This is a genomic window from Frankia sp. CgKIO3, assembly GCF_977946435.1.
In genome coordinates this window covers 1-20,115 of the sequence record NZ_CDWTMO010000011.1, presented here as the reverse complement: position 1 = coordinate 20,115, position 20,115 = coordinate 1, and the positions used below count along the sequence as shown (strand labels likewise).

18 protein-coding genes and 2 pseudogenes are annotated in these 20,115 nt (G+C 71.9%); 4 read left to right on the top strand and 16 right to left on the bottom strand.

The genetic code is table 11. The annotated features are described in order from the left end of the window. Nucleotides 1-42: 42 nt before the first annotated feature. Nucleotides 43-786 (bottom strand): zinc ribbon domain-containing protein, encoded by a 744-nt coding sequence (locus AC08OJ_RS02655; protein WP_476593811.1) that lies wholly within the window; start codon nt 784-786, stop codon nt 43-45. Between the two features lie 146 nt (nt 787-932). Continuing rightward, nucleotides 933-1,853 (bottom strand): Nif3-like dinuclear metal center hexameric protein, encoded by a 921-nt coding sequence (locus AC08OJ_RS02650; protein WP_476593812.1) that lies wholly within the window; start codon nt 1,851-1,853, stop codon nt 933-935. Nucleotides 1,854-2,013: 160 nt separating this feature from the next. Between AC08OJ_RS02650 and AC08OJ_RS02645 the strand changes: the two genes are divergently transcribed. Beyond that, nucleotides 2,014-2,217, top strand: coding sequence for a hypothetical protein (locus AC08OJ_RS02645; RefSeq protein ID WP_462187649.1), 204 nt, complete (start codon nt 2,014-2,016; stop codon nt 2,215-2,217). Nucleotides 2,218-2,465: 248 nt separating this feature from the next. Further along, a pseudogene (locus tag AC08OJ_RS02640) lies at nt 2,466-4,690 on the top strand (DUF8189 domain-containing protein). A 33-nt stretch (nt 4,691-4,723) separates the two neighbouring features. Here AC08OJ_RS02640 and AC08OJ_RS02635 read toward each other — a convergent pair. Beyond that, entirely contained in the window at nt 4,724-5,104 is a 381-nt protein-coding gene (locus AC08OJ_RS02635; RefSeq protein WP_476594979.1) for a hypothetical protein, read from the bottom strand. A gap of 270 nt (nt 5,105-5,374) precedes the next feature. Here AC08OJ_RS02635 and AC08OJ_RS02630 point away from each other — a divergent pair, with 270 nt between their 5' ends. Beyond that, a complete protein-coding gene (locus AC08OJ_RS02630) occupies nt 5,375-6,040 on the top strand; it encodes an LON peptidase substrate-binding domain-containing protein (protein ID WP_476592826.1) in 666 nt (221 codons plus the stop codon). 63 nt (nt 6,041-6,103) lie between these two features. On the opposite strand, the gene AC08OJ_RS02625 is transcribed toward AC08OJ_RS02630, so the two are convergent. The 7 genes from AC08OJ_RS02625 to AC08OJ_RS02595 all read right to left on the bottom strand — a co-directional run bounded on the left by AC08OJ_RS02625 (nt 6,104) and on the right by AC08OJ_RS02595 (nt 12,422). After that, a complete protein-coding gene (locus AC08OJ_RS02625; RefSeq protein WP_476592825.1) occupies nt 6,104-6,808 on the bottom strand; it encodes a hypothetical protein in 705 nt (234 codons plus the stop codon). A 165-nt stretch (nt 6,809-6,973) separates the two neighbouring features. Further along, nucleotides 6,974-7,876, bottom strand: a complete 903-nt coding sequence (locus tag AC08OJ_RS02620; RefSeq protein WP_476594978.1) for an ABC transporter permease — start codon at nt 7,874-7,876, stop codon at nt 6,974-6,976. 13 nt (nt 7,877-7,889) lie between these two features. Next, nucleotides 7,890-8,852 (bottom strand): ABC transporter ATP-binding protein, encoded by a 963-nt coding sequence (locus AC08OJ_RS02615; RefSeq protein ID WP_476594977.1) that lies wholly within the window; start codon nt 8,850-8,852, stop codon nt 7,890-7,892. A 49-nt stretch (nt 8,853-8,901) separates the two neighbouring features. Then, nucleotides 8,902-9,546, bottom strand: coding sequence for a DUF6308 family protein (locus tag AC08OJ_RS02610; protein ID WP_462188889.1), 645 nt, complete (start codon nt 9,544-9,546; stop codon nt 8,902-8,904). Between the two features lie 191 nt (nt 9,547-9,737). Beyond that, nucleotides 9,738-10,799 (bottom strand): hypothetical protein, encoded by a 1,062-nt coding sequence (locus AC08OJ_RS02605; protein WP_476592823.1) that lies wholly within the window; start codon nt 10,797-10,799, stop codon nt 9,738-9,740. Continuing rightward, nucleotides 10,796-11,737, bottom strand: coding sequence for an RluA family pseudouridine synthase (locus AC08OJ_RS02600; protein ID WP_462203493.1), 942 nt, complete (start codon nt 11,735-11,737; stop codon nt 10,796-10,798). The genes AC08OJ_RS02605 and AC08OJ_RS02600 overlap by 4 nt, the downstream gene beginning before the upstream one ends. Beyond that, a complete protein-coding gene (locus AC08OJ_RS02595; RefSeq protein WP_476592822.1) occupies nt 11,718-12,422 on the bottom strand; it encodes a signal peptidase II in 705 nt (234 codons plus the stop codon). Before AC08OJ_RS02595 ends, AC08OJ_RS02600 begins: the two co-directional genes overlap by 20 nt. Before the next feature lie 472 nt (nt 12,423-12,894). Between AC08OJ_RS02595 and ileS the strand changes: the two genes are divergently transcribed. Further along, the gene (ileS, locus tag AC08OJ_RS02590; protein ID WP_476594976.1) at nt 12,895-16,098 is read left to right on the top strand and encodes an isoleucine--tRNA ligase; all 3,204 of its coding nucleotides are present in this window, start codon (nt 12,895-12,897) and stop codon (nt 16,096-16,098) included. 271 nt (nt 16,099-16,369) lie between these two features. Here ileS and AC08OJ_RS02585 read toward each other — a convergent pair whose 3' ends face one another. From AC08OJ_RS02585 to AC08OJ_RS02560, 6 genes and pseudogenes are all read right to left on the bottom strand, one after another. Then, the gene (locus AC08OJ_RS02585; RefSeq protein ID WP_476592820.1) at nt 16,370-17,320 is read right to left on the bottom strand and encodes a DivIVA domain-containing protein; all 951 of its coding nucleotides are present in this window, start codon (nt 17,318-17,320) and stop codon (nt 16,370-16,372) included. A gap of 94 nt (nt 17,321-17,414) precedes the next feature. After that, nucleotides 17,415-17,669 carry a YggT family protein gene (locus AC08OJ_RS02580; protein WP_476592819.1) on the bottom strand — a complete coding sequence of 85 codons (255 nt, stop codon included), beginning with the start codon at nt 17,667-17,669 and terminating at the stop codon, nt 17,415-17,417. A gap of 76 nt (nt 17,670-17,745) precedes the next feature. Continuing rightward, on the bottom strand, nt 17,746-18,276 hold the full coding sequence (locus AC08OJ_RS02575; RefSeq protein WP_476592818.1) for a cell division protein SepF: 531 nt from the start codon (nt 18,274-18,276) through the stop codon (nt 17,746-17,748). Nucleotides 18,277-18,286: 10 nt separating this feature from the next. Continuing rightward, the gene (locus AC08OJ_RS02570; RefSeq protein ID WP_476594975.1) at nt 18,287-19,114 is read right to left on the bottom strand and encodes a YggS family pyridoxal phosphate enzyme; all 828 of its coding nucleotides are present in this window, start codon (nt 19,112-19,114) and stop codon (nt 18,287-18,289) included. After that, nucleotides 19,111-19,794 (bottom strand): peptidoglycan editing factor PgeF, encoded by a 684-nt coding sequence (gene pgeF / locus AC08OJ_RS02565; RefSeq protein WP_476594974.1) that lies wholly within the window; start codon nt 19,792-19,794, stop codon nt 19,111-19,113. The genes AC08OJ_RS02570 and pgeF overlap by 4 nt, the downstream gene beginning before the upstream one ends. A gap of 23 nt (nt 19,795-19,817) precedes the next feature. Continuing rightward, nucleotides 19,818-20,115: pseudogene (locus AC08OJ_RS02560) on the bottom strand (cell division protein FtsZ); the annotation flags it as partial.

Sequence of the window (20,115 nt, the reverse complement as noted above, 5' to 3'; positions counted from 1 at the left end):
TCCCCTCGTCTGACCCCGAGGCGGGCGGTCCCGCCGACGGTGCTACAGCCCCGATTCGGGGGTACGGACCAGGATGCGCCGGCACTCCTCGCAGCGCACCACCTCATCTGCCGGCGCCGCCGCCACGGCGCGCAGGTCGCCGCCCGACAGCTCGAGATGACAACCCTGGCAGCGGCGGCGCAGCAGGGCCGCGGCGCCCACTCCGCTGGAGGACGCCCGGATCTGCTCGTACAGCGCGACCAGCGCCTCGGGCAGCTCCGGGACGAGAGCGTCGCGGTCGTGGCGCAGCCGCGCCACCTCGGCGTCGATCTCGGCGTAAGCCTTGTCCCGCGCGGCCACCGCCGCGTCGAGCTCGGCCTGCAGGGCCGATCGCTGCTGGGACAACGCGGAGAGCCGGCTCTCCAAGCCCTCGACGATCTCCATCTTCTCGAGCGCGTCGTCCTCGAGCACGCCCTGACGGCGGGTCAGCGAGGCGAGCTCCGCTTGCAGGTTCTCCAGCTCACGCGGCGTCGAGACGGCGCCGGAATCAAGCCGCTGGGAGTCACGGGCCGAACGGGTCCGCACGAGGTCGATCTCATTCTCCAGCTTGCGCTGGGCACGCGCGACGTCGCTCAGCTCGGTCTGCACCCCGACGACCTCACCGTCCAACGAGGTCAGCGCGGCGGTGCGCTCGGTGATGACGGCGTGCTCCGGCAGACCGCGTCGGCGGGCCACCGACCGGTCGATACCGGTGTCGAGCGCCTGCAGATCGAGCAGGCGGAGCTGAACTGCTGGGTCGGCCTTCATCGATTCCTCACTGGTACGCCTGAACGACTACACCTGGCCGACCAGGCCGGGGCGACCAGGCCCGACCCGACGCGGCGACCTCCGTGACCCGGGCCTCGCGTGACCCGAGCCTCGCGTGACCCGGGCCTGCGCGCCGCCGGCACCGCCTACCGGGACGGAACGTGCACCCGCCAGGGATCGGTCACGATAGCGGATACCGACGTGCTCACCGTACGTCCCCCCGCCCGCAGACCGACGCGCAGGCGGGTGGCGGCCTGGCTCAGCCACGGCCATTCACTCGCCCAGTGGGCGACGTCGACCACCACGACCCCGTGCGCACCGACGGCGTCGAGGACGTGGTGATGCCGGCCGTCCGCGGTGACGAGGACGTCCGCTCCCGCGGCCTCGGCGGCGGCGACCAGTTCTCCCCCCGAGCCGCCGCACACCGCGATCCGCCGGACGAGCCGGTCCGCGGTACCCGTCGCCCGGACCCCGCCCGCCGTCGCCGGCAGCGCCCGGACGACCCGGGCACAGAACCGTTCCAGGGACTCGGCCGCGGGCAGGTCACCGATCCGGCCGAGGCCCCGGCACACGCTCGCCCCGCCGGCACCGCCCTCATCACCGACACCGCCCTCGTCGGCCCCGGCGTCCGCCGGAGCGGGCAGCGGGGCCGGGCCGGGCAGCAGTCCCGGGCCGAGCAGCGGGGCGACGTCGCGCAACCCCAGGGCGTCGGCAAGCGCGTCACTCACGCCCGGCGCGGCGACATCGGCGTTCGTGTGCACGGTGTACAGGGCGACGCCGGCCCGGATCAGGGTGGCCACGACCCGCCCGCCCGGACCGGTCTCGGCGACGCCGTGCACTCCCCGCAGGAACAGCGGGTGGTGGGTGACGAGCAGCTGAGCTCCCACCGTGGCGGCCTCGGCCGCCACCTCTGGGGCCGGATCCACCGCAAACAGGACGGCCGAGACCGGCGCGTCCGGATCACCCACCGCCAGTCCCACCGCGTCCCAGGACTCGGCCCAGGACGGGGGGAAGAAACGCTCAAGCACGGCCACACAGTCACGCACTGTCGCCGACGGAAAGGTCACCACCGTGACCCTACCCGCTTCGTCGCAGCAACCTGCCAGCCGGTCACACTGCCCGGTGCCGCGCCCGAGCGCCGCGCGGGCGGTCGCCCCAGCCCCGTAACGTCACCGGTGGCAACACGCCCGCAATGTGCTGGCGAGCCGCGAGGAAAGGGCAGTCGTCATGGCGGACGTTTCAGTGCGATTCCAGGTGGCGGGGGATGCCGAGATCGTGCTGAACCTCGCGACCCCGCAGGCTGTCCGGCTGGTGGAAGCCATCATGCGCAAGGTGGCCGAGGCCATGGGCGTGCCGGAACGGCCCGCCGTCGGGGCCATGTGGCCCGACGTGCCATCGGCGCAGGCACCGTTCGCTCCGGACCGGCGCTGAGCCGCTGAGCCACCGAGCCACGCGGGCGGCTGCCCGACTGGGCGCCGCCCAGTCGGTGGATCCGTGGCGCCACTGTCCGGCCGATGGACGCCCGCCGCCGGCTATGTTGGCGCAATCCCTTCGGACAAAGCAGGCAAAGGTACCAGATCGGCACTCTGCGCGCTTGTTTTCGCAAAAGCCGGCGCAGCAAAGCCGCAACACGATACAACTCCGCACAGCCATCCCCACCGAAAGGAAAATGATCAAGTATGGCGGGGGACGTACCGGCCGACGAACACGCGCTCATCATCTCGGCCGGAGGGGAGACGGGCCGAGCACTCCGTGCGGCGTTCGCGGCGATCGCAGCCACCGGCGCATCCTCGGATGACGGGGTCGACCAGACCGCCGAGAGCGACGGCTCGCCAACCGATCCCACCCTGGCCAACGAACGACAGCCGCTGCACCGCTACGGCAGGGTCCACGTGCTGGGCCAGCCTCGGGACATCTCCACGGCGACGGCGACGGCGGAACGCGCCGCCGCCCGGCTGGCAGCGACGGTCCTTCCCCCCCCCGCGGACGGCAGCGTCGTGTCGACCACCGGGGTGTCGCCCGGTCTGAGCCGCGCCGAGACGCTCGGGCTAGACGCCTTCCGTCTGCGGGCCAGCGCCGCCTACCGGCATCTCAAGCAGGAACGTCCCCGCGACGGCCGGCCGTGGGACATGGACCGGCCCTGCACCGACATCCCGCCGCCCCGGGGCAGCTCGCCTGATCCGGACCGGCCGTCCCCGCATGCCCAGACGACACCGCATGCCCAGGCGAACGGGCGGGCCGAGGCCCAGAGCCCGACCGCCGCGCCCGCGGACACCCGGACCGCCGCGCAGACCACCCAGGCGCCCTCCCCCACCAGCGCGACGCTGGAGGGATCGGTGGCCGTCGGGCTGATCCTCGTGGAAGGGCCGACCACCGCACTGCAACTGACCGCCGCGGAACGCACCAAGATCGTGGCCGAGGTGCAGAACGGGTTGTCCTGGTACGCGACCACGAACCCGGCGGCCGACCTGACCTTCCACTACGACATCCAGATCGTGCGGCTGCCCGTCCCAGCGGACCCGAACGCGCCCGACCTCGAGGCGCTGTGGCGTGACCCCACCATGAGCCGGCTCGGCCACGCGGCCAGCTTCGACGGCGTCTACGACTACGTCGACGCGCTCCGGGCCCGGCTCGGCACCCGGTCCGCCTACTGCGCGTTCTTCACCAAGTATCCGCTGGGATACTTCGCGTACTCCTCGGTGGGTGGTTCCCGGCTCGTGATGTCCTGCGACAACGACGGCTGGGGACCGGACAATATCGACCGGGTCTTCACCCACGAGACCGGCCACATCTTCGGCGCTCCGGACGAGTACGCGGGCGCCCAGTGCGACTGCGGCGGTCGGTGGGGGGCGTTCCACGCCCCAAACGGCAACTGCGACGCCTGCGCGCCCGCGCCCGTCGACTGCCTGTGATGCGCTCGAACAGTTTCGCACTGTGCCGCTACACCCCCAGCCACCTCGGCTGGGGCCACGGAGTGAGCGGCAACCCGGCGCTCGTCCAGACCAGGGGGCTCGGCCGGATCGGCAACTTCGACGCCGTCGTCCCCTCGGCCTTCGCCGGGCTGACCCACGTCTGGCGGGACAACGACGCGGCCGGCTTCCCCTGGATGGCCCCGTGGCAGACGGCCCAGGAGCTCGGCCGGATCGATGCCGTCACCATGATCCAGAGCACCCTGGCCAGGCCGGGACCCCTCGAGGTCGCCGTCCGGGCCGGCTCGGCGCTGTACTTCCTGTGGCGGGACTCCACCGGTGCCTTCGCCTGGCACCCGCCGACCCGCCTCGCCCAGGGCGTGGGGGGCGTTCCGTCGCTGGTGCAGAGCCGGCTGGGCAGCAAGGGCAACTTCGAACTACTCGTGCCCGCCGCGGACGTCGGCATCCTGCACCTGTGGCGCAACCATGACATCCACGGATTTCCGTGGAGCACTCCGAAGCTGTTCGGCGCGAACCTCGGGCGCGTCGACGCCGTCAGCCTCATCCACGGCACCCTGGGCGGCGGCAACGGGATGTTGGAAGCGGTCGCCCGGGTCGGCAACCGGCTCGTGCACCTCACCCGCGATAACAGGGCGGTCTGGCGCACCGGCCCCGTCTTCGCCGAGGGCGTGACGGGCAATCCGGTGCTCATCCAGAGCGCCTTCCCCGACGGCTCCCGCAACTTCGAGGTGGTCGTCCCCGCCGCGGGCCGGGGACTCATCCACTTCTACCGGAACAACGGCGCGCCATCCCCGGTCTGGAGCGGACCGCGGCCGTTCGCGCCGGAGCTGGGCCGGGTGGACGCCGTCTCGATGATCCAGAGCAACTTCGACGGGCATCTGGAGGTGCTCGCCCGCGTCGGCGACCGGCTCCACATGGTCTGGCGTTCGTCGGGCCCCGGTGCGAGATGGTCGGTCCCCCGGCGCGTGTTCTGAGCCGCCGCGCGTGTTCTGAGCCGCCGCGCGGGGTCATCCGGCCGGCGGCGCCCCGGGTGGCCGGTCAGGCGGGAGGTACCCCGGCGTGTCCCAGGGCTCACCACCCGCGGGATCGCGGTGCTTGGCACCCCTCCGCGCCAGCCAGCCGTCGACGAACAGGCTCTCGGCGGCGGTGAGGGACTCCCGCAGCGCCGGGGGAACCTGATCGACGAAGACCCCGCACACCCCGGGCAGGGCAGCCACCTCCGGCGCCCGCGAGGGGGGCAGCGCCACGAGAGCCAGCCGGGGGCGCAGGGCCGAGGTCACGGTGCCGAGGACGGCCAGTTCGGCCAGTGGATCGGCACCCGTGCCGGTCGAGAAGCCCCGGTCCGGCCGGTGGAAGACGACCAGCAGCTCCGGCTCGGTTTCCCACACCGGGCCATTCTCCCGCGAACGAACCCGGATGGAAGGCCCCCAGGCACCGGCGGCCCACCGTCCGGGCTCCCAGCCCACCGCCCGAACCCGCGCCCGGTGAGAATCACAGTCCTTTCTGGATGGACACCGTGGCTACCGGGGGACAGGGTTGGGACAAACGTCCGACTCCTGGTCGTGGACCCGCCCCGGGCGGTCCTCGCCCGACCGCCACCGGCCGCTTCCGGTCCCGTCCGGGGCCGGAGAGGGCAGGGCAGGAAGAAGGCACCGCAGTTGAGCGAGCGGCTTCCTCTGTTCCCGCTCGGGACGGTCCTGCTCCCCGGGCTGGTCCTACCCCTGGAGATCTTCGAGGAACGGTACCGAATCTTGGTGCGGGAACTGCTCGAGCAGCCCGCTGACCAGGTCCGACGGTTCGGAGTGATCGCCATCCGGCGAGGCCGGGAGGTGGGTCCGGCCCTGCCGGCGATCCACGACGTGGGCTGCACCGCCGTGCTGCGGCGCGTCCAGGAGCACTCCGACGGGCGGTTCTCGCTCATCACGGTGGGCGGTGACCGGTTCCGGATCCGCACGGTGGACCGGCACAGCGAGCCCTACCTCGTCGGGGACGTCGATTACCTGCCGGAGGACGTCGGCGACACCGACGGCACCGTTCCGGCGGTCCAGCGTCTGCTCCGAACCTACGCCGACCGGCTCGCCGCCACCGGCACCGTGCAGATCTCGCTGCCGGACCTCCCCGACGACCCGATCGCCCTTTCGTACGTGATCGCCGCCGCCGCCGTCACCGACGTCACCGAATGTCAGGGGCTGCTCGCCGCGCCGGACGCGGCCAGCCGACTGCGGGCCGAACGGGCGCTGCTCCGCCGGGAGATCGGCCTCCTGGAAAAGATCACCACTATCGGATCGAGCGAGTTGCGCCGAGTCGATCCCAGCCCGAACTGACCGTTACCCGAACTGGCCCCGGGCCGAACCGTGGGACGTTCGCCCCGTCCGGGGGATCGACGCTCAGTCCCCAGCCCCAGCCCCGTAGCCGGGCGCGGTCGGACCCCGCCTGTCCTCGGCGGCGTCCGACCGGGCCCGCGAGGTCACCCACAGCCCGACGAGGAGCATGACCAGGGCGGTCACCGGCATGACGAAGTAGAGCCCGCCCGCGCGGACCTTCATGTCCACCAGATCGGTGAGCAGCGGAGAGGCGTCCTTCGGCAGCGCGTGCAGCAGCTGGGGCGAGCGCCGCAGGTGGCCGATCCAGCCGGCGATCAGCGAGCCGCCGATGCCGCCCGCGGCGAGCCCGACCGGGACCGGCCATCCCGCGTCCCGGACCCGCCAGCACGCCACGGCACCGCCGATCACACCGGCGACCGCGCAGATCTGGGCGAACCGGACGTCGATGTCGCTCTGGACTGTGAACGCCGATTCATGCCCGCCCAACGCCGCGGCGAGATCCAGGTGCGGCGCGGTCGCGGCCCAGAGCAGGCCGAGCGGGAAGCCGGCGAGCGCCATCGCCGCCGCGCAGATCAGGCCAGCGACGGCTGCCGGACGAGCACCGAACGCCCGGCCCAGGCTCCGCCCGGGCGGCGCCGGCTCACCGGCCGCGGGGACGGCAATCGCCGGATCGAGGGTCGGCTGACCAGGGTGGTGCGGCCTGTCCCCGGGTGGGACGGACAGCGCGGCCGGCTCGACTCCGCGGATGTCCGACGACCGCTCCGTCATGACGCGCTTCCTGCCACTGGCTGTCTGTCTCCTCGTCCCCGGCCTACCAGCGTCCCCGGCCTACCAGCGCATCGTCGCCGACCGGCCGCAGGCCGTTGACCCTACCGCGCCGGGCGGCCCCGCAGTGGTCCTGCTACTACGCTGGTCCTGCTAACTATGACGCCCTCAGGATGTGCCGACACGGCGCAGCGCCACCGCCGCGACAGACAGCGCCACCACCCCGACGGCGGCGCAGATCCCGAGGTCGAGGACCACCTTCGCCCAGTCGACGCCGGGTTGGAAGGCGGCCGCGAGGGCGTCCACCGCGTAGCTGCTGGGCAACGCGTCCCGCGCCCAGCGGCCGACCTCGGGCAGCCGGCCGGAGGGGATCACACCGAAAAACAGCACGATGCTCATTCCGAGCTGGCCGGCGACGGTCGCGAGCTCCGACCGAGGAGCGAGCAGGCCGACCGCCGCCCCGAGCCCGGACAGGCAGATCCCGGCGAGGGCCACGACAGGCAGCAGCAGCCACAGGCCAGACAGCGGCAGCCCGTAGAGCAGCGCCCCCAGCACCGCGGTGACGACGGTGCCGGGCGCCGCGAAGGTCGCATATGAGGCCGCCGTGCCCAGCACCACCGCGACGCCGGGCACCGGCAACGTGAGGTAGTAGTCCAGGGCACCGGACGCCCGCAGCGCCCCGAACCGCTGGGCCAGCAGGTTCAACGCGACGAAGGCGACCACGAGCACCGTGGAACCCGCCACGACCTGCCCGGCGGCCGTGGTGTCGCCGACGTCGAGAATCCCGCGCAGCAGCACGAGGATCCCGACCGACTGGAACGACGCGACGAACAGCAGCGGGATCCGTCCCACCTTGGAGCGGGCGAGCTGCCCGCGGTAGACCGCACCGAACGCGGTGCGGAACGACGTCAACGGCGGCAGCTGCGGCGGGCCCAGCGGGGCGCTGCTCGGCGGGGCGGAGGCCGGCGCCGGCCGCGTGGCGGGAAGCAGGCGGCCATCCACGACCGATGGCGCCGGCACCCCGGATGCCCCGCCACCGGATGCCCCGAGCGCGTCCGGAACGACGGTCACCGGAAAATCACGATCATGCGCGCTCCAGGTCCCGCGACCCGCCGCCGAGGGTGAGGTACACGTCCTCCAGCGAGGGAGTGGCGAGACTGAAATCGTCCAGCGCGGCGAACGCCGGGCCGGCGGTCAACCGGCCGAGGGCGTCACGGGCCGCGGCCGGAGCCAACCGGATGGTCCACCGCCGTCCGTTGACCACGGCGAGCGCGGCCAACGTCGCGACGGTGGGATCGTCCGCGGGCGGGTCGTGGCGCCACGCGAGGTCGAGCCGGACGTCACCGGACAACGATGCCTTGAGCTGGCCCGGAGTGTCGCAGGCGATCACCCGCCCGGTGTCCAGGACGGCGACCCGGTCGAGCACCGACTCCGCCTCGAGGACGTTGTGCGTGATCAGCACGACGGTGACACCGACGGTGTCCCGGCGACGTTGCAGCGCCGACCACACGGCCCGCCGGGCGACGGGGTCGAGGCCGGTGGTTGGCTCGTCGAGGACGAGCATCGGCCGGTCCCCCACCAGGGTGGTGGCGACACACGCCAGCCGGCGTTGCCCACCGGACAGCTTCGACAGCGGGCGATGCGCCACCGCCTCCAGACCAAGCTCGCCGAGCACGGCGTCACGGACCGCCCGCACGGCGGAGCGGGGGACGCCGCGCATGCGGGCGGTGGTCGCCACGGCCGTGGCGACCGGCAGCTCGGCCAGCGCGAGATCATCCTGACCCAGGTAGGCGGCGAGCCGGGCCGGCAGACCGCGGGCGGCCAGCACGTCGCGGCCAAAAAGGGTAATCGTGCCCGCGTCCGGCCGCAGCAGACCCATCAACTGGCGGACCAGCGTGGTCTTCCCGGCGCCGTTCGGCCCGAGCACCCCGAATACCTCGCCCTGCCGGACGTCGAGATCGATCCGATCATTGGCGAGAACGGCATGCTCACCCGTCCCGTGCCGCCGGGTGAGCCCGCGGACCGCGTAGCTCAACACATCGACCATTGTCGCAGTCGGATCCGGTCGATGGTCCCGGGCCGGCGACTGGCGCTGATCACACCGCGCTGCTCATCCACACCACGACATCGAGCATCCGCAGCGGGGTGATCGGGGGACCCGCGACGGGTACCAGCGCCCCGAGCCGGCGGAACTCCTCGGCGTTCTCCCGCAGGTCGTACTGCATCGCGCGGATGAGCAGGCCCATGTACTGCCGCCAGGACCGCCCGTCCCGCGGCGACGGCGGGACGCAGTCCTCGTGCTGGTAGAAGATCCTCACCTTGGAGTCGAACAACGGGACCAGGGCGGGCCGCTTGCGGTGCAGCACCTTGGCGATGAGGGAGCCCTTGACGTCCCGGTCGGAGACGTCCGGGTCGTCGAGGGGGTCGTAGAGCGCAGCGACCAGATCGAGGGTGACCTCGTCGGCCTCGATGAGCTCGATGCCGGGAGGAAGCCTGTCCAACGCCCGCTGTAGCAACGGCATCAGTGCGGTGAGCGTGTGCATCCGATCCACGTCCACGTGCACGCCGAGCAGGCACGGGGCCAGGAGATCCCCGGTGCACAGCAGATCCGGATCACTATTGGTGACCAGGCCGTCGTAGTACGGGTAGGCGTAGCGCAGACCTCGCTTGCGCGGCCCCAGGTACTCCTCGAGCAGGCTCTCCGCGTCGAAGACCTCCCGGGTGCCTTTCGCCAGCTTCAACCTGGGTCTCCTCATCATGATCCGTGAACTCCCCGGCCGGTCGCAACCCCAGGTGACGAAGCCGGTCTCCTCCCTCATCTTCTCCTGTCCCGGTCGACGATGGCGCAGGGGTCGGGTGCCACGCCAGAACGGTCACCGTCCGCCACCCGTGCCCGGCACACCGTCCGATCATGCGGACGGTCTCGACCGGGTCAGCGACGGTCCGGGGACAGTGGGATGAATCTCATACCCGGCGGCCCGCTTCCCGGTGGGGCCGGGTCCACCACCCGCACCCGAGGATCGGTCTCGAGCTGCGAGAGCCGGCCGGCCGGGGCGCGGACCACCGCGGCGAACAGACATCCACACCCGGCCCGCAGATCGCTCGCCGCTCGCCGCTCGCGGTCGGCGGCGGCAGTGTCGCCGACCTGCGTGTCGGCAGCGGCTCGGGCGTCCGCCTGGGCCGCCGCCGACCCGAAGGCGGCCCGGACGTCGGCCACCGGATCGCGCACGAGGGCCTGCTCCTGTTCACCCCCGATACCGGCGGTGAAGAACACCTGCACGGTCCGGAAGTCGCCGAACACCTCGAGCAGGTCGGCGGGGGTGCGGGGCGCGGTGAGACTGGCCACGGCGTAAAGATCGGCGCCGGGGGCGGCCGAGGTCAGCGACGCGAGGTTCTGCCGGCTGGCGCCGAGGTAGTCGGCGACCGGATCGTTCGGCCCGGGGCCGATCGTCACCACGGGCAACACGGACGCCGCCGGCTGGTCGGGCGCCGCCGGCTGGTTCGCGGACGTCGGCGCCTCCCCGGTCGCCGGGGAGGACCGTCCGGACGACGGAGCATGATCGACGCCCTGCAGGATCGCGGCCGTCGCGCTCACCACGATCAACACGACGAGTCCGAGGACAAGCATCCGGACGCCCCATTCCACCACCCCGCCGGGCGTGACTCCTGCCACGTCGAGCAGGGCCGGCGGACCGTCATCGTCGTCGGAGCCGGCAGGCGAGGGACGGGCCCGGTCCCGGGTCCGGCGGACCCGACCGATCTCCCGCGCCGCCAGGCCCACCATCCGCGCCCGGACGATCGCGATCGCGCGAGAGATCGCCGGCAGCGTGCGGGCGTCGACCCGATCGAGCAGCGCCCCCAGCTCGTGGACCGGTGGACACACGGTGGGCCACCCCCGGCCGGCGGGGGCCTGGGCCGGCACCGCTCCCCCAGGTGCCGCGGGAGCGGGCACCGGCGCCGAGGTCGCCTCCCCGAACGTCACCGGCTCCGTCATGGCTGGTCCCGCAGTCGTTCCACCGCCTCGGCCAGGTCAGCCGGGTCCGGGCTGGTGAACTCGACCCGTCCGCCGTGACCGGGATGATCGAAGGACAGCTGCGCCGCGTGCAGCCACTGGCGGGTCAGGCCGAGCCGCTCGGCGAGCGTGGGGTCGGCCCCGTAGGCGAGGTCCCCGACGCACGGGTGCCGCAGGGCGGACATGTGCACCCGGATCTGGTGGGTGCGCCCGGTCTCCAACCGCACGGACAGCAGGGAGGCGGCCCGGAACGCCTCCTGGAGATCGTAGTGGGTGATACTCGGCTTGCCGTCCGCGACGACGGCGAACAGCCCCGGCCGGCGCGGATGCCGGTCGATCGGGGCGTCCACGGTGCCCCGCAGCGGATCGGGATGGCCCTGCACCACGGCCCGGTAGCGTTTGTCCACCGCACGGTCACGGAACGCCCGTTTCAGCAGGGTGTACGCACGCTCGCTCTTGGCGACCGCCATCACCCCGGTGGTACCGACGTCGAGACGGTGCACCACCCCCTGACGCTCGGCCGCGCCCGAGGTGGAGATGCGGTATCCCGCGGCCGCCAACGCCCCGATCACGGTCGGTCCGGTGAAGCCGGGCGCCGGATGGGCGGCGACCCCGACCGGCTTGTCCACGACGATGATGTCGTCGTCGTCGTAGAGGATGCCGAGACCCTCGACCGGCGTGGGTTCCACCGCCACCGGACGCGGCGGGGCGGGCAGCCGGACCTCCAACCAGGCACCGCCGCTGACCCGGTCGGACCGGCCCCGGACCTTCCCGTCAAGGCTCGCCTGGCCGTCGTCGACGAGCGCGGCGGCCACGGTCCGCGACAGCCCGAACATCCTCGCGATCGCCGCGTCGAGACGGACGCCGTCGAGCCCGTCCGGGACCGGTAGGGACCGCAGGTCACCGCCCGTGATGGTCACTGCCCCCGCCGACGGGCTGATGCTCGGCGTAGCGCGTGCCGTCCAGACCCACGCCGCGCAGGGACAGGATGACCGCGAGCACGCCGCCGCAGACGATCGCGGAGTCGGCCACGTTGAAGATGGGCCAGTAGTGGAGGTGAACGAAGTCCACGACGTGACCGCGCAGGGGACCCGGCGCGCGGAAGATGCGGTCGGCGAGGTTGCCCAGCGCCCCGCCGAGTAGGGCGCCGAGCACGAGAGCCCACCCCACCGACCGCAGCCGGCGGGCGGTGAACACCACCACCGCGACCACGGCCAGGGCGACCAGGCTGAGCAGCGCCGTCGCGCCGCCCGCGAGGCTGAAGGCCGCTCCGGAGTTGCGGGTGAGCTCCAGGTCGAGCAGGCCGGGGATGACCTCGACAGGCCCCCGGTCGGACAGGGTGGCCACCGCGACGTGCTTGGTGATGATGTCCGACAGCAGGACGATCGCCGCCGCGACCGTCAGCGTGGCCACCGCCCGGCGGGAACCGGCGGTCGGGCGAGCCTCGTCCCGCCCGCGCGGTACCGGCGCCGACCCCCCGGGCGGGGCCGAGGGCTTCGTGGGCATCGCCGACGCGACGGGCCCCGCGCCCGGGGCGACGCCCCCCGGCGCGGCCGCTGCGTGATCGGCGGGATCTTCGGACACACCGCTCCCGATGGTCGGCATCTCTCCTACCGGACCACTCTACGACCCCGGGTCCAGACGATGAACCGGCCGCGCGGCGAAGGGCCGAGCCGGGGACGGGACCACTCGTCCCGTTGAGCTACGCTCATGGGCAGCGGTACGGCGTGGACGGGGACGAGTAGCGGCGGGCGCAGCCCGAGCGAGCCGGGGTCGGTGGAAGCCCGGTGGCCAGCGCGTCGCGAAGATCACCCCTGAGTCGCCGGAAGAACGGGATCCGGTCGACCATCGGGTCCCCAGTAGATCCGGCCACCGCGAGGACAACGAGGGGCCATCCCTCGGCCCGATCCGGCCGAGCGGGTGTGCAAGGAGGGTGGTACCGCGGTACCCCCGGTCCGGGCAGGACAGGCGGCCGGCGCATCGGCCGGATGGTCACGCCCGGGGCCGGTGAGGCGTCGTCCCTCCGTTGGAGAGCCAGCCCGACGGAGATCACGACTATGGAGACCGGGTCCCCACGATGAGCACCCCCCTGCGGCATCCCACCTTCGCTCCGCTGCCCGCCCAGGTGGACCTGCCCGCCCTGGAGCGGGAGACGTTGGCCCGCTGGCGCGACACCAAGGTGTTCCACCGTTCGTTGGAGGCCACCGCGGACCGCCCGCTGTGGGTTTTCTACGAGGGCCCGCCCACCGCCAACGGCAGGCCGGGGGCGCATCACGTGGAGGCCAGGGTCTTCAAGGACCTGTTCCCCCGCTACCGGACGATGAAGGGCTACCACGTTCCCCGGCGGGCCGGCTGGGACTGCCACGGGCTGCCCGTCGAGCTCGCGGTCGAGAAGGAGCTCGGCTTCACCAGCAAAAACGACATCGAGGCGTTCGGCATCGCCGAGTTCAACGCCCGGTGCCGCGAGTCGGTGCTGCGCCATGTCGCGGACTTCTCCGCGATGACCGAGCGGATGGGCTACTGGGTCGACCTCGAGGGCGCCTACCGCACCATGGACACCAGCTACGTCGAGAGCGTCTGGTGGTCGCTCAAGCAGATCTTCGACCAGGGCCTGCTGGTCGAGGACTTCCGGGTCACCCCGTACTGCCCGCGCGACGAGACCCCGCTTAGTGACCACGAGGTGTCCCAGGGCTACTCGGACGTCGACGACCCCTCGGTCTACGTCCGTTTCCCGCTCGTCGCCGACGCCCTCGGCCTCGCCGGGCAGGGCGCGCAGCTGCTGGTCTGGACGACGACCCCGTGGACACTGGTGTCGAACACGGCGGTGGCCGTTCACCCGGAGATGGAGTACGTCCTGGCCCGCGCGGGGGATGGGGAGTTGTTCGTCGTCGCCGAACCACTGGTCACCGCGGCCCTCGGCGAGGACGCCGAGATCGTCGAGCGGTTCCGCGGGGCGGAGCTGGCCGGTGCCCGCTACACCCGCCCGTTCGAACTGCTGGCGGCGGAGCGGTTCGCGGCCGGCACCGGCGTCCCGCACTCGGTCGTGCTCGCCGACTACGTGACGACCACGGACGGCACGGGCCTGGTCCACCAGGCGCCGGCGTTCGGCGCGGAGGACCTGGCGGTCTGCCGGGCGAGCGAGCTGCCGGTGGTGAACCCGATCGGGACGGGCGGCCGCTTCCTCGCCGACGTCCCCTTGGTCGGCGGGATGTTCTTCAAGGATGCCGACGCGCCGCTGACTGCCGACCTGCGCGCACGGGGCCGGCTGTGGCGGGCGTCGACGTATACGCACAGCTACCCGCACTGCTGGCGCTGCCACACACCGTTGATCTACTATCCGCTGCCGTCCTGGTACATCCGGACCACCGCCATCCGCGACGAGCTGCTGGCGCAGAACGAGCGGACGACCTGGCACCCCGAGCGAATCAGGACTGGTCGGTACGGCGAGTGGCTGCGCGGCAACGTCGACTGGGCGCTGTCCCGCAACCGATACTGGGGGACACCGTTGCCGGTCTGGCGCTGCGACGGCGACCCCACCCACCTGGTGTGCGTCGGGTCACTCGCCGAGCTCTCCGAGCTCGCCGGGCGGAACCTGGCCGACCTCGACCCGCACCGCCCGTTCGTCGATGAGGTCACCGGGACCTGCCCGACCTGCGGCGGCGTCTCGCACCGGGTGCCTGAGGTGATCGACGTCTGGTACGACAGCGGCGCGATGCCGTTCGCCCAGTGGGGTGCCCCGCACCACAACCTCGAGGAGTTCACCCGGCAGTACCCGGCGCAGTACATCTGCGAGGCGATCGACCAGACCCGCGGCTGGTTCTACACGATGATGGCGGTCGGCACGCTGGTGTTCGGCCGCTCCTCCTATGAGACGGTGCTCTGCCTCGGCCTGCTCCTGGACGCCGACGGCCGCAAGATGAGCAAGCATCTCGGCAACGTGCTCGATCCCTTCGAGCTGTTCGAGCGGCACGGCGCGGACGCGGTCCGCTGGCTGATGCTCGCCGGCGGCTCGCCGTGGGCGGACCGCCGGATGAGTCACGAGGCGATCGAGGACATCGTCCGCAAGGTCCTGCTCACCTACTGGAACACCGCGTCGTTCTTCGCCCTCTATGCCGGGGCGGCCGGCTGGCGGCCGGGCGCGAGCCCAGGCGCGGGCGCGACACCGCCGGCCCGGCGGCACGTGCTGGACCGCTGGGCGCTGTCCGAGCTCGCGGCCACCGTCGCCGAGGTGGACGAGGCGCTGGAGAACTTCGATTCGCTGCGGGCCGGGCGGCGGATCGCCCGGTTCGTCGACGACCTGTCCAACTGGTACGTCCGCCGGTCCCGCCGCCGGTTCTGGGCCGGCGACGCCGATGCCCTGGACACCCTGCACACCTGCCTGGATGCACTGACCCGAGTGATGGCGCCGTTCACACCGTTCCTCACCGACTGGCTGTGGTCACGGCTGTTCGCCGACGCCTCCCCGCAGACCCCCGACTCGGTGCACCTTGCCGCCTGGCCCGAGCTCCCCGGGGGGCTGCACACGCCGGAGCTCTCGGAGCAGATGGATCTCGTCCGGCGGATCGTGGAACTCGGCCGTGCCGCCCGGGCCGCCAGCGGGATGCGCACCCGCCAGCCGTTGCCGCGGGCGGTCATCGGCGCGAGTGCCTTCGACGAGCTCTCCCCCGAGCTGATCGCGCAGATCACCGAGGAGCTCAACGTGACCACGGTGGAGCCGGCGACCTCGGAGGTCGTCGACATCTCGGTGAAGCCGAACTTCCGGGCCCTGGGGCGGCGCTTCGGCAGGAACACCAAGGCGGTCGCCGCGGCCATCGCGGCCGCCGGTCCTCCCGTCAACGGACGGCTCACCGTCACCGTCGACGGGGAGGAGGCCGAGCTGTCCGGGGACGAGCTGATCATCACAGAGACGCCGCGGCAGGGCTGGGCGGTCACCGCCGAGTCCGGGCTCTCCGTCGCCCTCGACCTGGAGATCTCCCCGGAGCTCGCCCGCGCCGGGCTCGCCCGCGACGTCGTCCGGGTGCTCCAGGACACGCGCAAGGCGGCAGGGCTGGAGATCACCGACCGGGTGGACGTCTCCTGGGCGGCGACGCGCGAGGAGACCGCACTCGCGCTGCGTACCCACGGTCAGACGGTGGCCGAGGAGGTGCTGGCGGTCTCCTTCACCGAGGTGGCCCGCACGGAGCTGCCTGCGGCGCAGCCGCGGGAGGCGGAAGCCCGCTCGGCGGCCGAGGAGCTGGGCCTGGCGTTCACGCTCACCCGGCACGAGACGACCGGCGGCTGAGACCGAGGCCCGAGGTCAGCGAGAGGCCCGGCGTACTGCTCCCGCTGGGAGCAGCGCCGCGGCGACCAGCGTCAAGATCAGGGACGCGTAGACGAAACCGCTGCCGGCAAGGATACCGACCACCGCAAGAACCGTACACAAAGCAAGAACTGCTCCACAAAGCGTCAGCATCTCTCGATCACCCCATCACGAGACCGCCCGTCGGCTCCGGCCCCGTCCGCGCCGGTGCCGAGGGCCACGCCAGACTCGCCGAGGGCCGCGCAGCGGATGATCAGAACTCCTGCATTCCCGGGGCGTCCCGCCGGGTGGCGTCCACGTCCGGCCGGCCGTGACCGTTGTCGCGGGCCATGGCGGCGCCGGCGGGCAGGGGCGGACCGGGCGGGAAGGTCGGCTGGTGGGCGGGGTTCTGCGGGGCGCCACTGGGCCCCATGCCCACCGCGGGCGGCGTGGGTCCACCACCCGGGTTGAGGCCCGGTCGCGGTGGCCCGCCGGCACCGACGGCCGGCTGAGTCGGCATGCCGTCCAGGTCCCGCAGCTGCATCTCCAGGTAGGCCCGCAGCCGAGTACGGTACTCCCGCTCGAACGCCCGAAGCTGCTCGACCTGGCCCTCGAGGCGACGCTTGTCGTCCTCCAAGCCGCCGAGCTGCTCGGCCACGTGCGCCCGGGCCTCACCAATGATGCGGTCCGCGTCCGCCCTCGCCTCGCGGCGGGCGCGTTCAGACTCCGCGCGCGCCTCGCGCAGCGCCTCGTCCGCCGTGCGCTGGGCCAGCACGAGGGTACGGGTGACCCGCTGCTCGATGTCGGCCTCCACCTGCGGGTTACCGCCGGCCCGGGCGGGCGGTCCGGAGGTACCCACCGCTGAGATCACCGTTGTGGGGGCGCCGCCCTGCTGCGGCCCCTGCGGCCCGGTGGGCTGCGGCTGCTGGCCCCGTTCCCGGGCGGCCTGGGCCTGCGCCTGGGCGATCTGGCGACGCGCCTCGTCGAGCTGGCGGCGCAGGCCCTGGTTCTCCTCGAGGATCTGCGCGGGCACGCCCGGACCACCACCGCCGGAACGCCGGGCCTCGTCGAGCTGCCGGCGCAGGTCGCTGTTCTCGTCCAGCAGCCGCGTCAGCTCCGCCTCGACCTCGTCGAGGAAGGTGTCGACCTCATCCTCGTTGTAGCCCGTGCGAAACCTCGTCGGGCTGAAGACCTTGTTCTGAACATCCTGTGGTGTCAGAGCCACGTCGCCTCCTCGTGCGGCATCGCCGCTCCCCGAAGAGAGGGCGGTCTGCGGGCAATCTGCCGCGCCCGCGCTCGCGGTGTGCACAACAACCCCGTCACAGCCTCTGCGCATAGCTTCGAAGCACGATGATCACCAGGAAGAGCAGCAGGAACCCGAGGTCAAGCGCAACGCTACCCACTCGCAACGGCGGAAGAAATCGCCGGATGAATCGTAACGGAGGATCAGTTGCCGTGTACACAATCTCGAAGACCAGTACCAGGGGGCCGGTCGGGCGGAACGATCGGCTGAGGGCAAGAACCAGATCGATGATCCATCGCGTTATCAGGAGCAACAGATAGACCGTCAGCACCCAAAAGATCAAGCTACCTACTGTGCTGATGGCGCTCTCTCCTGAGGAACGGGGGGAACGTGATCACATTCCCTGGCTATGACTGGTTGTAGAACCCACCCTCGCGGATGCGTCGCTTGTCCGTCTCGGTGACCTCGACATTGTGCGGCGAGAGCAGGAAGACCTTGTTGGTCACCTTCTCGAGGTCGCCCCGCAGGCCGAAGATCAGACCCGCGGCGAAGTCGACCAGCCGCTTGGCGTCGGCATCGTCCATGTCAGTGAGGTTCATGATAACGGGTGTCCCGTCCCTGAACTCCTCGCCGATCTGACGCGCCTCATTGTAGCTGCGTGGCTGAAGCGTGGTGATCCGGTAGGGGTGCGGCTCCTCCACCGCGGCCACCCTGCGCATCGGCACGGGACCGGCGGGACGCAACGGTTCGACCGGTGGACGTCGCGGCATGGCGACCGGCTCCTCACGTGCGTCTATCCGATGGACCGTACGGTCCATCGGAACCGGTTCGTGCATAGCACGCCGATCGTCACGACCGTCGTCATAGTCGTCGTCGAGATAGTCCTCATCCTCCTCGGCCAGACCGAGGTAGACCATCGCCCTGCGCCCGAGCCCCATGGGCGCGACTCTAAGGGACACCAGGCCGTTCACCGAACAAAGCGGTGCCGATCCGAAGGTGTGTCGCGCCTTCGACCACCGCGTCCTCAAGATCTCCCGACATGCCGGCGCTGATGACGGTGGCCTGGGGATGCCCCACCTTCAGGCGTTCCGCCATCTCACGCAGTCGCGCGAATGCAGGTCGTGGCTTCCCTCCCCGGAGGGCGACAGCCATCACGCCTCGCAGAGCCAGTCCCGGCGCCTCCTCAACAAGATCGGCCAGGACGGAAAGGCCGGCCGGATCGACCCCTCCGCGCCTCGAGCCGGCGATCGACGCACCGATCTTCCCATCGGAAGCACCAGGGAAGTCCAACGAGACCTGGAGACAGACCGACAGCGGGCGGCCGCGTTCCATCGCCAGTCGGGAGAGCACCGGCACCAGGCTCACCCGATCCACCGACTGCACCCAATCCGCCCAACGAAGAACGGATCTGGCCTTGTTGCGCTGCAGTTGTCCCACGAAATGCCAGATCGGATCGTCGGAACCGGAGGACGGGCCGTCACCGGTCCCCTTGGTCGGGACGTTCCGTTCCCCGCCGATCAGCCGGGTGACGAAACCCACCTTCGGCCCGGCCTCCTGCTCCCGGTTCTCGGCGAAGTGCCGCACCCCGAGCGTGTGCATCATCACAACATCCTGGGGTGGGTAGGTTTTACTGACCGCAATGAGGGTGAGGTGGTCCGGATCACGGCCCGCGGCCCGGGCCGCCCCCGCGATCCGAGCCCGAACCTCGGCCAGCCGCTGCGTCAACCGGTCCAGGCGTGCCGGATCGAGCTCGATCGGGCCGGGCCGGTGGATCATGGCGTCGGCCGGAACCAGGCCAGACCGGCGAAGCGTCCCGTCCGACCCTCCCGGCGGTAGGAGTAGAGCTCCGGATCCTCGGTGGTACATCGAGCAGAAATTGTTATATCAGTCATACCGGCGACGGCGAGTTGACAACGGATACCGGCACGCAGATCGATCGCCGCGGTGCCGACGCGGGTGGTGGCCGCACTCCCCGGCACCTGGGTCTCCACCTCGCAACGAAGATCCTCCGACACCTCGTAACAGCCGGCACAGATACATGGACCGATGGTGACACGGAGCTCGTCCCGGGCGGCGCCGAGCCGCTCGAGGGCCCCGAGAGTGGCATGTATCACGCCATTGGCCATCCCAACCCGGCCGGCGTGCGCCACTCCCACCACCGCGGGGGCCTCGAACAGCACCGGTGCGCAGTCGGCGACCATCACGGCGAGCGCGAGGCCGGGGACATCGGTCACCAGCGCGTCCGCCTGCGGAGGCGGCCCGTGCCGGCGCAACACGGCGACCTGCCTCCCATGCACCTGCCGCATGTACTGGACCGGCATCCGCAACCGGTCGACGAGCCGGCGTCGGTTGACGGCGACGGCCTCGTCGGCATCCCCGACGTGGTCGCCCAGATTGAGTCCCTCGAACGGCGGGTCGCTGACCCCACCCGAGCGCGAGGTGACGAGAACCGGCATGCCGGAAGTCTGCCTGGCACCGGCTACTTGAGGAAGTCCGGCACGTCCAGCTCGTCGTCGTCGGCCACCGGCCGCACCGGCCGGCGAGGCGGGTAGGTCGGCCGGGGAGCAGTGCGCGGGGGCTCCGGGGGGTGCTGACCATAGGTCTGATCAACCGGCGGCTCCACCGGTTCACGGTTCGGCGGGGCGAGGCGGGACTCGATCGTCGGGATCACGGTCGATTCGGCCGTGGCGGCCGCGGCGGGTTCGTTCGAGGCCGGCGCGCCCGGCAGCGGTTCCGGGGGGGAATGACCGACGTTCGACGGCGCGATCGGCGGCGGG